This window comes from Peribacillus sp. FSL R5-0717 (genome assembly GCF_038002945.1).
Taxonomy (GTDB): Bacteria; Bacillota; Bacilli; order Bacillales; family DSM-1321; genus Peribacillus; species Peribacillus frigoritolerans.
Genome location: NZ_JBBOOF010000001.1, coordinates 2132026 through 2142989 on the forward strand (window position 1 = coordinate 2132026; position 10964 = coordinate 2142989).

At 42.1% G+C, this 10964-nt stretch carries 15 protein-coding genes; 8 read left to right on the forward strand and 7 right to left on the reverse strand.

The window, feature by feature from the left end; all coding sequences use genetic code 11:
• Positions 1-153 precede the first annotated feature (153 nt).
• Together NYE65_RS10435 and NYE65_RS10440 are read left to right on the forward strand one after the other, a co-directional pair.
• Positions 154-636: a divergent PAP2 family protein gene (locus tag NYE65_RS10435; protein WP_034310222.1), complete on the forward strand. Its 483-nt coding sequence runs from the start codon at positions 154-156 to the stop codon at positions 634-636.
• Between the two features lie 9 nt (positions 637-645).
• Positions 646-1434, forward strand: a complete 789-nt coding sequence (locus NYE65_RS10440) for a cobalamin-binding protein (protein WP_340860896.1) — start codon at positions 646-648, stop codon at positions 1432-1434.
• A 60-nt stretch (positions 1435-1494) separates the two neighbouring features.
• Here NYE65_RS10440 and NYE65_RS10445 read toward each other — a convergent pair whose 3' ends face one another.
• The 4 genes from NYE65_RS10445 to NYE65_RS10460 form a co-directional block, all read right to left on the reverse strand.
• Entirely contained in the window at positions 1495-2187 is a 693-nt protein-coding gene (locus NYE65_RS10445; protein ID WP_340860897.1) for a 3D domain-containing protein, read from the reverse strand.
• A gap of 355 nt (positions 2188-2542) precedes the next feature.
• The gene (locus tag NYE65_RS10450) at positions 2543-2860 is read right to left on the reverse strand and encodes a YuiB family protein (protein ID WP_034310217.1); all 318 of its coding nucleotides are present in this window, start codon (positions 2858-2860) and stop codon (positions 2543-2545) included.
• 107 nt (positions 2861-2967) lie between these two features.
• On the reverse strand, positions 2968-3447 hold the full coding sequence (locus NYE65_RS10455; protein ID WP_264639761.1) for an NUDIX domain-containing protein: 480 nt from the start codon (positions 3445-3447) through the stop codon (positions 2968-2970).
• A gap of 200 nt (positions 3448-3647) precedes the next feature.
• Positions 3648-4862, reverse strand: coding sequence for an NAD(P)/FAD-dependent oxidoreductase (locus NYE65_RS10460; RefSeq protein ID WP_098864800.1), 1215 nt, complete (start codon positions 4860-4862; stop codon positions 3648-3650).
• Between the two features lie 474 nt (positions 4863-5336).
• Between NYE65_RS10460 and NYE65_RS10465 the strand changes: the two genes are divergently transcribed.
• Together NYE65_RS10465 and NYE65_RS10470 are read left to right on the forward strand one after the other, a co-directional pair.
• Positions 5337-6329, forward strand: coding sequence for an NAD(P)/FAD-dependent oxidoreductase (locus tag NYE65_RS10465; protein ID WP_328177778.1), 993 nt, complete (start codon positions 5337-5339; stop codon positions 6327-6329).
• 201 nt (positions 6330-6530) lie between these two features.
• A complete protein-coding gene (locus tag NYE65_RS10470) occupies positions 6531-7109 on the forward strand; it encodes an NAD(P)H-binding protein (RefSeq protein WP_340860898.1) in 579 nt (192 codons plus the stop codon).
• A 72-nt stretch (positions 7110-7181) separates the two neighbouring features.
• Here the strand turns inward: NYE65_RS10470 and NYE65_RS10475 are convergent, their stop codons facing one another.
• Positions 7182-7544 carry a HesB/IscA family protein gene (locus NYE65_RS10475; protein ID WP_268591429.1) on the reverse strand — a complete coding sequence of 121 codons (363 nt, stop codon included), beginning with the start codon at positions 7542-7544 and terminating at the stop codon, positions 7182-7184.
• A 250-nt stretch (positions 7545-7794) separates the two neighbouring features.
• Between NYE65_RS10475 and NYE65_RS10480 the strand changes: the two genes are divergently transcribed.
• Together NYE65_RS10480 and NYE65_RS10485 are read left to right on the forward strand one after the other, a co-directional pair.
• On the forward strand, positions 7795-8100 hold the full coding sequence (locus NYE65_RS10480) for a DUF2225 domain-containing protein (RefSeq protein ID WP_340860899.1): 306 nt from the start codon (positions 7795-7797) through the stop codon (positions 8098-8100).
• A 115-nt stretch (positions 8101-8215) separates the two neighbouring features.
• The gene (locus tag NYE65_RS10485; RefSeq protein WP_340860900.1) at positions 8216-8452 is read left to right on the forward strand and encodes a DUF2225 domain-containing protein; all 237 of its coding nucleotides are present in this window, start codon (positions 8216-8218) and stop codon (positions 8450-8452) included.
• A 48-nt stretch (positions 8453-8500) separates the two neighbouring features.
• Here NYE65_RS10485 and NYE65_RS10490 read toward each other — a convergent pair whose 3' ends face one another.
• Positions 8501-8737 (reverse strand): YuzB family protein, encoded by a 237-nt coding sequence (locus NYE65_RS10490; RefSeq protein ID WP_034310204.1) that lies wholly within the window; start codon positions 8735-8737, stop codon positions 8501-8503.
• 288 nt (positions 8738-9025) lie between these two features.
• Between NYE65_RS10490 and NYE65_RS10495 the strand changes: the two genes are divergently transcribed.
• Positions 9026-10093: an NAD(P)/FAD-dependent oxidoreductase gene (locus tag NYE65_RS10495; protein ID WP_048687320.1), complete on the forward strand. Its 1068-nt coding sequence runs from the start codon at positions 9026-9028 to the stop codon at positions 10091-10093.
• 71 nt (positions 10094-10164) lie between these two features.
• Here the strand turns inward: NYE65_RS10495 and NYE65_RS10500 are convergent, their stop codons facing one another.
• Positions 10165-10494 (reverse strand): YuzD family protein, encoded by a 330-nt coding sequence (locus tag NYE65_RS10500; RefSeq protein WP_340860901.1) that lies wholly within the window; start codon positions 10492-10494, stop codon positions 10165-10167.
• A gap of 164 nt (positions 10495-10658) precedes the next feature.
• Here NYE65_RS10500 and NYE65_RS10505 point away from each other — a divergent pair, with 164 nt between their 5' ends.
• Positions 10659-10895, forward strand: coding sequence for a NifU family protein (locus NYE65_RS10505; RefSeq protein ID WP_034310199.1), 237 nt, complete (start codon positions 10659-10661; stop codon positions 10893-10895).
• Positions 10896-10964: the final 69 nt, after the last annotated feature.

Consider the following 10964-nt stretch of genomic DNA (forward strand, 5'->3'; position numbering starts at 1 on the left):
TAATAGTATAAGAAAGATCATATTTATACTTATGCCGGCAGGGAATCGACAGGACTGAATGGAACTAATAATAAGGGCCTTATTCCGAACAGGATGCATTTACCCATATATGGATTTCATCTTTACTTATAACTAGAAAGAAGGCTGATACTCTTGGAATTATTACTCAACTTCCCTTTAATCGCAGCATTGATTGCCATTTTCTTTGCTCAATTCATCAAAGTGCCCATCCACTTCATAGCATTTCGCAAAGTGAACTGGTCACTCATTAACTCCACAGGCGGTATGCCAAGCTCCCACTCTGCGGCCGTGTCAGCCCTGACCGTGGCGGTAGGGATCGAAACCGGAATGGATTCCCCTGTATTTGCCGTTGCCGCGATCTTTGCAATCATCACGATGTTCGACGCGACAGGAGTGAGACGGCAGGCAGGAGAACAGGCAGCCGTCTTGAACCAGCTCGTGACCGACTTCAATACCTTTGTCGAGCAAGCAAAGAACTGGCAGAAAAAAGCAGATAAACAGAAACAGCAGCAATTAAAGGAACTGTTGGGCCATAAGCCAATCGAGGTATTTTTCGGAGCCTTGACCGGAGTATTCATTGCATTGGCACTTCACTTTTTCATCTTTCAAGGGTAGGTGTTCAATTTGAAAATAATCTCTCTTTGCCCCAGCAATACGGAACTATGCACATATCTAGGAATCGAAGATCAGCTGATAGCCATCGATGACTACTCTGATTGGCCTGAAACCCTACAGCATCTTCCTAAAGTGGGGCCCGACTTATCGATCGATATCGATCATGTGGAATCACTAAAACCTGATTTGGTGCTGGCTTCACTGAGTGTACCGGGCATGGAAAAAAACATTGAGGGGCTAAAAGAACGGAACATCCCCCATATCATCTTCAACCCGCAATCGCTTGAAGATATCGCAAAAGATTTACTGACCTTGGGCGAGGCGATGGATCTTAAGGAAAAAGCAGAGGAACAGGCTGCCAAATTCCGTGATGCCATCCTTCAATATAAAAACATCGCCGATAAAATCGAAACAAAGCCGTCCCTGTATTGGGAATGGTGGCCTAATCCCTTATTCAGCCCCGGGGGAGTTAATTGGTTATCCGAGATCAGTACGCTTGCGGGAGGATATAACCTTTTCGAGGATGTCGACATGGCAAGCATTCAAGTCACTTCCGAAGAGGTCCAAAAAAAGGATCCCGACCATATTTGCTTAGCTTGGGTCGGTGTCCCTTTACGTAAAGTAAACCCTGCGCTTGTCAGGAAACGGCAAGGGTGGACTGATATGAAGGCCGTCCGTAATAACCATATTCACATCATGGAAGAACCTTTATTCTGCCGGCCATCCCCGCGTTTGCTGGATGGGCTGTCCATATTGGCAAAGACTCTGCACCCTGAAGCCTACAAAGGCATGCCCTAAGGGCGTCCCAAATGAAACAGAAAAGGCTGCCTCAATTGAGGCAGCCTTTCACTTTCCTCTTTAAAAAGCAAAGGAAGCTACATTCTCATTCAATGCTTTCTCAGCGATTTTCGGCTTGAATACCTGCTTGATCTTGGTTTCATTCAACCTGCTTAACTGTTGTTCGGATAACTCGCCGTTCCCTTTTTGGACAACATATACTTCAAGGGTTTTCTTTCCCCAGTTCTCGTACACATCCTGTACCGTTTCGTAGTATAGATCCAGGTGATTCCCTTTGATCGCACCGCCCTTGTCCGCTACAACCCCATATCCATAGCCCGGAATCCAAAGGATGGTTCCGAGAGGGAATATGGCAAGATCGGCGGCAATGGTGGAAAACAAATCCCGTTTCACCTTCACCCCTGAATATGTGATTCCATAAGATGGGCTTTCCGGGTACTTTCCGGTTGATTCATACCCTGCTGTATATCCTGTAGCCAAAACTTCTTGCTTCGGGTATTTCGAAAGCTCGATTGCCTCCGCTATCGTCGTGGGACCATTGCTCGCAGATGCCGATGCCATTAGCGTTGCCACTTGCCCCCCACTATGAATCGCTTTATATTCGAGACCAAGCATTCGATGTTGTCTCATTGCTTCTTCAAAAGGATGATCTTCAGGAACTGCCCCAAAAACATGATTCAAGGTCGATTCGATGGCCAAGATAAATAATATGATAATAGCAACCCTCAAAAATAATGCCTTTACAATCTTCATATGTATCAATTCCACTCCTCTCACAAGGATATTTGTTCCCTTTACGGAGTGAAAATATTCATAAAGCATGGAAAGAACCAATTTTTCATACAAAAAAGGCTCTTTTCGTAAAGATCGTTGTTTTTAAAACGAAACTATTTAAGGTTGATTGGAGCGGAAGTGCCAGACTGCTCGCGGGAGCAGCGGGACAGGTGAAGACCCCACAGGGTTTACGCCGAGGATGCTCACCGCCCCGCGGAAAGCGAGCATCTGGAGGGGAAATCAACCACACCGCACTACTTGGTAAATAGCAACAAAGTATGCGAAAACAGCCTACAAAAAAAAGGACCGTCCATAAATGACGGCCCTTCCCTTATTAAAACATTTGATATCCTTTATTCCTTAGAATCCTGATGACCACACCAGCTAAAACCGCACCAAGCAGCCCGCTTGATAAAATAATGATGTCTGCCGTATGCAGGGATGTAAGGTTCGTACCAAGATTGGAAAAAGATATTCCCGGATTCCTAAAATATTCTATTAGCTTTGTTTCATTGACAATGATGATGAAGACGATTGGAAATAAGAAGACCATGATCCACGAAGAACGAAAGAGCATATTCAGCAAAAAGCCAATTCCGAAAAACAATATGAAAAATAAGAGTATTGAGATAATTAAAACAGGCAATGGCATGTTATTCTTGACCCTCCTTAAAAGCGACACCTTTAGTTTACTGAAAAAATAATTGCTGCGTCAACGACTTATACCAAATAATACCGAAGAAAAGATAATTACCCAAATTACAAGAATAGTTTATATGATGTATATCCAAATTGATCTCCCGGATTCAACCCGTCAAGCATCGTCTGCATTCTTTCCTTTTTAAAAGCTAAAAGCTGTTCCAATAGTAACGATTGCTTCCCCTCCTTCATGAGTAAATCAGGGTGATAAAATTTAGCTTCATATAATTCATCCAATTGAGCATTTACGTCAAAGCTGAGCGGTTTAAGTAAAAATATCAACATATTATCACTTATATCCCCTTTGATGACTCCGCTTCTCACTCCTACGATGCCTTCGATTTCTGTATGAATGCCCGTCTCCTCCAGCACTTCCCTTACGACAGCTTCATCGACGGTTTCATCATTTTTGACAAAACCTGCCGGAAGCGACCATTGCCCTTTCAATCCGCCATACCTTTTGTTCACGACAAGCCACTCACCTTTATCCGATATCACAAGGCCGGACACTGCCAGCCAAACATTTTTGCAACGTTCCACCAAAACCCACTTCCCCTACATTCATTATAGTAAAGATGATGCCAAAGATAATTTCCTTGATCAAACTTCGTCATCCCCATTATATTCCACACAAAAAAGTTGCATACTCCGCTATGACACACTCATCGATGAATGGGCTGCCAATGAAAAAGCCATTCAGGGACAATCCCCAAATGGCCATTATTGATCTATCAAAAAAATTAAAGGACGTTGAATTTACCTTTTTTAGCAACAAGTGAGGCTCCGCCAATCATTAACAATGCCCTGTTATCAACCATTTTCTTCATGAATGATGCAGTCTTACCTGTAACTTTCTTGCCGAAGACAACACCAATCGCATTATCTTCACCGAGGGAACATACCGTTCCTTTGTTTTCGAAAGTGAACGTTTCCAGGTCGCTTTCGTTACGAACCAATTTAGTCAGGTTCTTCGCAATGACCTCACCTTGCTGCATCGCTATTTGTGCAGTAGGTGGATATGGACGATTAATTTCCTCGTTGATGATCAAAGCGCAATCCCCTACGATGAAGATATCGTCATGCCCCGGTGCCCGCATGTCAAGATTCACCTTAATACGTCCGCGCATAGCTTCAAAACCGGAAGCCTCTATCACAGAGTTTCCACGTACGCCAGCTGCCCATACAACGGTGCCCGCTTTGATTTCTTCCACTTCATCTTCGCCTTTTGCCACGATGATGCCTTCAGGAGTCGCCCCCTTGATCGGTGTGCCGATTTTGAATTCCACACCTTTTTTCTCAAGGTAAGATACTGCATAATCCACCAATTCCGGATCGAAGCCAGGAAGGACGGCTGGGGCTGCCTCCACACAGTACATGCGGACCTTTTGGAAATCGATGTCGTATTCTTTACAAAGTTCAGGGACACGGTTAGCCAATTCGCCAAGGAATTCGATACCCGTAAATCCTGCTCCTCCAACAACGATCGTCAAGCGGTCTTCATTCTTTTCAGCCTCAGTACTGTACGTAGCGAATTGCAATTGGATATGGTCACGGATTTTACGTGCCGTGTTCACGTTAGAGATAGAGAAAGCATATTCTTTTAGCCCCTGGATTCCGAATGTTTCCGATTCAGGTCCAAGACCAATCACTAAGTAATCATAAGAAATTTCGCCGTTTTGAAGGATGACTTTTTTGTTCTCCGTTTTCACTTCCAAAACGGAATCCTGGATGAATTTAACTTTGCTGTTAATCACACTTTTGATTGGATAGCGCACACGATCATGATGAAGCGTTCCAGCAGATGCTTCATGCAGCCATGTTGTTTCATAGTGGTAATCATTTTTGTTAACTAATACGATTTCTGCTTCATTTTGACCTAACGCCTTCTGTAAGCGAGTAACAGTCATCAATCCACCATAACCTGCTCCTAAAACAACGATTGTTGGCTTTTTCAAAAGTATTCTTCCACCTTTACGATATTTTCTTGTGATGCTTTCCATAACTAAAATATATTGTCTATCTTTATAATTTCCATTATAAAAAGCACTCTTATACATTTGTGACGTATTTCACGTAACACTTCATAAATGTCATAAAAAATTTATAAAAAATTTACCAAATGATATCTAAGTAAATATTAGTCTTTTTCCTTACCTTTTTCAAGTAACAAACCGAACTTTTTCAGGTTAAAATATAGCCGAAAAACATTACTTTTCACCCAGTTGCGACCATATTTATACGATATGCTCAACATTGGCAAAGGGTAATTTCACCCGGATTTGAAAGCGGATACAAATCATTCATCAGGAAACTGCGCAAATATAGTCAAAACTTTCTCACTTTTCTAACTTTCTCCGTTTTTTAAAAGATCATCTATGTTAAAATAAGAGAATAAATTTCAGCAAACCTAGTATATCGGAGGGATAACGTTGGAAGTTAATGAAAAAGTTTATGATATTACAATCATTGGCGGAGGCCCGGTTGGATTATTCACTGCATTTTATGGAGGAATGAGACAGGCATCCGTAAAAATCATCGAGAGCCTGCCACAATTAGGCGGACAATTGTCGGCCCTTTATCCAGAGAAATACATCTATGACATCGCTGGTTTCCCCAAAGTGCGCGCTCAGGAGCTAGTGAATAATTTGAAAGAACAAATGGCAAAGTTCGAACAGGATGTCGTCCTGGAGCAAGCCGTTCAAGAAGTGGAAAAGCAAGCCGATGGAGTGTTCAAGTTAACGACTGATAAAGAAATCCATTACTCCAAAACGATTATCATCACAGCTGGAAATGGGGCTTTCCAACCCCGCCGCATCGAAATTGAAGATGCAAAAAAATATGAAAACGGCAACCTTCACTATTTCATCGATGACCTCAATCACTTTGCCGGCAAAAAAGTGGTCGTCTTCGGCGGTGGGGATTCAGCAGTGGACTGGGCCTTAATGCTGGAGCCGATTGCCGAGAAAGTGAGCATCATTCACAGAAGAGATAAGTTCCGTGCCCACGAACATAGTGTAGAAACACTTAAAAATTCAAAAGTGGAAATAAAGACTCCATACATACCTGCAGAGTTTATTGGTACAGACGGACGTATCCATACAATTGTCATCAAGGATACAAATGGTGACGATACAGAGACCATGGATGTAGATGCAGTCATCGTCAATTACGGCTTCGTTTCTTCTCTTGGTCCCATTAAGGAATGGGGACTTGATATCCAGAAGAACAGCATTTTGGTGAATTCCAGAATGGAAACGAATATCCCGGGGATTTATGCAGCAGGCGATATTGCAACCTATGATGGCAAAGTAAAATTGATTGCCAGTGGTTTTGGTGAGGCACCCACTGCCGTCAATCACGCCAAACAATATATTGACCCAAAAGCAAAAGTTCAGCCGATGCACAGTTCTTCCATGTTTTAATTATAGTACGCAAAAACCGGCTTTCATGGCCGGTTTTTTTTGTCCCCAATTCGATGACTGTGGATAAGTTTTTTCAATTAGTTATCCACAGTGCTTACCCTTTTCATTCTATGGGTAAAGAGTAGTAGAAGCCATGAAAGGGGAATGCATCCATGAATATTTTAATTGCAGGGGCCAACGGAACGACCGGAAAGCAGATCATTGGGGAATTATCAAAAAATTGCAAATGACCATATACGGGATGACCACGAAAGAGGAACAGGCTCAAACGATAAAAGAACTCGGCGGGCATCCAATCTTGCAGATTTAGAGGGAAATGTGGATAAAGCAGTGGATAACATGGAAGCCATCATTTTTGCCGCCGGATCCGGACCCAAAACAGGGCCGGATAAAACGACAGCTGTGGATAAAAATGGAGCCATTAAACTGGTTGATGCCTCCAAAAAGAAAGGGTTCGAACGTTTTGTCATGTTAAGCTCGGTTGGTTCTGATAATCCGGAACAAGCCCAAGAAGAAATGCGCCATTATCTTGAAGAAAAACATGATGCCGATGAACATTTAAAAGCAAGCGGGCTGACATACACGATTGTCCGGCCGGTTACGTTGACAAATGAACAAGCGATCGGAAAAATCTTTGCGGACGAGAAAGTGGATCATACTGATAAGTCCATTCCAAGAGCCGATGTCTCACCGTTCTTGCCCAATCTGTCACAGAGGATAAAACGTTCCATAAAACATTCGAAATATTCACCGGCACCCTCCCAATCAAGGTGGCCCTGAACAATATGTAAGGCAGCATGAAAAAAGGGCACTTGTTAAAGTGCCCCCTTTTTCCGAAGTATTGGAGTTTACTTAGCAGTTCTCCGGCGTACCGGCATTTTTAGCCGTTTTGAAGGAAGACCCGCAACCGCATGAAGCGATGGCATTTGGGTTTTCGATCGTAAAGCCTCCGCCCATCATCGTTTGCTTATAATCAATTACCGTTCCATTCAATATATCTGCATCCTCGCCATTAACAAGGATCTTAATTTCAAACTGTTCCAACTGGCTATCTTTTTCTCCGGGCTCTTGTTCAAAGCCCATTCCGTAGGATAATCCACTGCAGCCTCCGCCTTTAACGGCCACTCTTAAAAAGGAACCCTCTTCACCATTATGTTTCATCATTTCTTTTATCTGAAAAGCGGCAGCTTCCGTTATTTGAACAACTTCACTCACAATAAATCCCTCCTTCTTCTGAATATGTGAGATAGAACCATTTCTCTTTATAGTATATACCAAAGAAATTCCCGCGCTCAATTTTCCAGCTTGGAAAAATTCATATTCCCCCACCTATTTTACCAACTAAAATTAGTCTACAACAATAGGTATAGGTATAATGGACCAACCTATTGAATCCAATCCTAAAATACAATAAGGGGGTAATCACCATCGAAAGTATATATCCTCTATATGACAACATCATGGAATGCCTTTTATCAAACAAAAATCGTGCATTAAAAAGGTACGGTCACGTTTTGTAAAAGTTGCTAAATATGTCACGGACTTTTGTCCCATTCATGCTGATTCAGCCGTAAACTCACTTTACTATAATATTTTTGTATGCCCTCACTGCGGCTTTTCTTATTCCGAGGATTTTTCCCGGTACTTCCCCCCCACTACAATGGAAATCATTTTGGAAAAAGTCAGCTCCCATTGGGTTCCCCATCATTTTAGCAAGGAAAGATCCATTAAAGACGCGATCAATACATACAAGCTGGCAGCGGAGCTTTAAAAAAGGAAAAACATATAATCCTTGCTGGACTCTGTTTACGGATAGCCTGGTTATATAGGATAAAACCAAAACAAGGAACAAGAAGAAAGATTTTTTTAGTTCGCCCTAGAGGAATATGAAGCATCGTATTCAACAGGGGACTTCAGCGGCACCCAGGTATCCGAAGCCAGGATCCTATCTCGCTGGAGAAATCTCAAGGAAGATAGGCAATGAAAAGGCAGCCATCAAGTATTTTCCATTCGTGTCCCAAAAAAATGCCCGGGAAGCCTCCCTCATCCAGATGGCCAGGGACCATTTTCAGGAACTCCAACTGCCCCAGGAAACAACCCACCCTTTGCTGCAGCACAGATAAAAAAAGGGCTGTCCCTTTCAGGAACAGCCTTTTATTCGCCGTTGATGATTAAGACATTTCAAATTCATCAATGTACTTATATATTTTATCTACCAATTCATCCGTTGTGTCACCAAAAACCACTTCACCGTTTACAAGTGCATATAAGTTACTGGAGCATCTGCCGCAATATCCCAGGCAACCATATTCTATGATATCCAAATTGGGATCCCGCTCCAATCTTTCGAGAGCCTCCTGAGCCCCGCTGGCTAGATTGCTTACGCAAAATTCAATAATCGGGTACATTGTTTCACCTCACAGTTACTAACAACCCATCTTATTACTTTTCCCATTAACAGTCAACATTTACGCATAAAAAATAAGCCTATTTCAAGATATCGGTTGTGATTTCCTTTTATATTCGTTATACTTTTGTCGGGGTACGTAAAAAAAGAAAATTATCTAATTTTTTATTCTTACTACAAATTGGGGTATATATATTTAATTAAACTTTTAAGGGGACCATTTGGGGGAATCCTATAGTTAAGTGCTAATCAAATTTTTCAAGAGATCAAATAAAGGGGAAAAAATCATATGAAGAATCTAGTCATACTTGGTGGCGGGTATGGTGGTATGCGCATGTTGCAAAGATTGCTGCCTAATCAGCTTCCTGAAAATGTGAGCATCACGCTTATCGACCGTAATCCTTATCACTGCTTAAAAACGGAATATTATGCTTTAGCAGCAGGTACCATTCCAGATCAGCACATCCGTGTTGCATTTCCTGAACATCCTCGCTTGAAGAACGTATACGGAGAAGTACTTTCCATCGACATGGAAAATAAACAGGTCATTATAGAAAATCAAGATCCTGTCGTTTATGATGATTTAGTCATTGGCCTTGGCTGCGAAGACAAATACCACGATATTCCTGGTGCAGACATACACACTTACAGTATCCAAACAATCGATAAATCACGCCGCACATATTCAGCTTTGAATAATTTAGGTGCCGGTGCAACCGTTTCTATCGTTGGTGGCGGACTGAGCGGTGTTGAGCTTGCAAGTGAATTGATTGAAAGCCGTTCAGATTTAAACGTTAAGCTATTTGACCGTGGACCGCATATTCTATCTGCTTTCCCAGAAAGATTAAGTACTTTTGTCGAATCATGGTTCGATAAACATACCATCGAAATCGTCCATCATTCAAATATTACGAAAGTTGAACCAAACCTTCTTTACAATGGCGACGAAGCCGTTCAAAGCGACGTCATCGTATGGACAGCTGGAATTCAGCCAAGCAAGATCATCCGCGATATGGATATTGAAAAAGACCGTCAAGGAAGAGCCGTTCTGACTCCTCAGCATTTCCTTCCTAATGATGACAGCATCTTTGTAGTCGGCGACTGCGCGAGCCTGCCTCATGCACCTAGTGCTCAATTAGCGGAGTCCCAAGCTGAGCAAATCGTCCAAGTCCTTGTGAAGAAATGGGCAAATGAACCACTTCCTGAAAGCTTCCCTACCATGAAATTAAAAGGAACATTAGGTTCCCTTGGGAAGAAACAAGGTTTTGGTCTTGTTGCAAATCGCCCAATCACCGGCAGAGTGGCACGCCTAATGAAATCAGGCATTCTGTGGATGTATAAATACCATAACGGTTGATTATAAACTGGCCCAATGAGCTGCATGCAGCCCATTCATGGGTCAGTTTTTCTTATTTCTTCCATTATATATCACACTCGCACTGAGTATCCATATTTCTCCATCGTTTCCACCACTTTTTTGAGACGGACATTTCCTTCCGCAATGATTTCACCCTCGATGAGGACCAGTGGATAAAATAAATCTTCCTCGATCATTTTCTCGGCAAAGCTCTTTTGCTTCAATGTTTCTGGTGGGTTATACATATCTATATAGGATATTTTGAAAGGCTGCTCAGGAAATTTTCTCGTTAAAGCGGCTTCAAGCCACTCGCAGGTATCTTTCGAAGAGGGGAGATTCACACAACTGGCGCAAATCTGCTCCGCTCCATACACTTCTATCTCAATATCTTTCCTTCCCATACTCTTCCTCCTTCAGTTTATTATAGTTGCTTCATTTGAATAATGTTTAAAACTTCACCTGTTTCCATCATACCAAAATAATATAGATTATATTTCCGCAAAGTTACAGTTGGATTTTTTATTACCTTCGCATTATAATATGATTAGGAAAGGAGTCGATTGCAATGTCTGAACAAACAATGGAAGTTCAAGTTCAAGAAGTCCTAGATAAGCTTCGTCCGTTTCTTCTTCGTGATGGCGGTGACTGTGAACTAGTTGACGTAGAAGATGGAATTGTAAAATTACGATTACTAGGAGCTTGCGGAAGCTGTCCTAGTTCGACCATTACGCTAAAAGCTGGGATTGAGCGTGCCCTTCTTGAAGAAGTTCCTGGTGTAGTGGAAGTTGAACAAGTTTTCTAATAGCCCTTTAAATATCATGCAGCGTATGGATGAAGGATCACTTCATCTATACACGTTCAACCTTTTTTC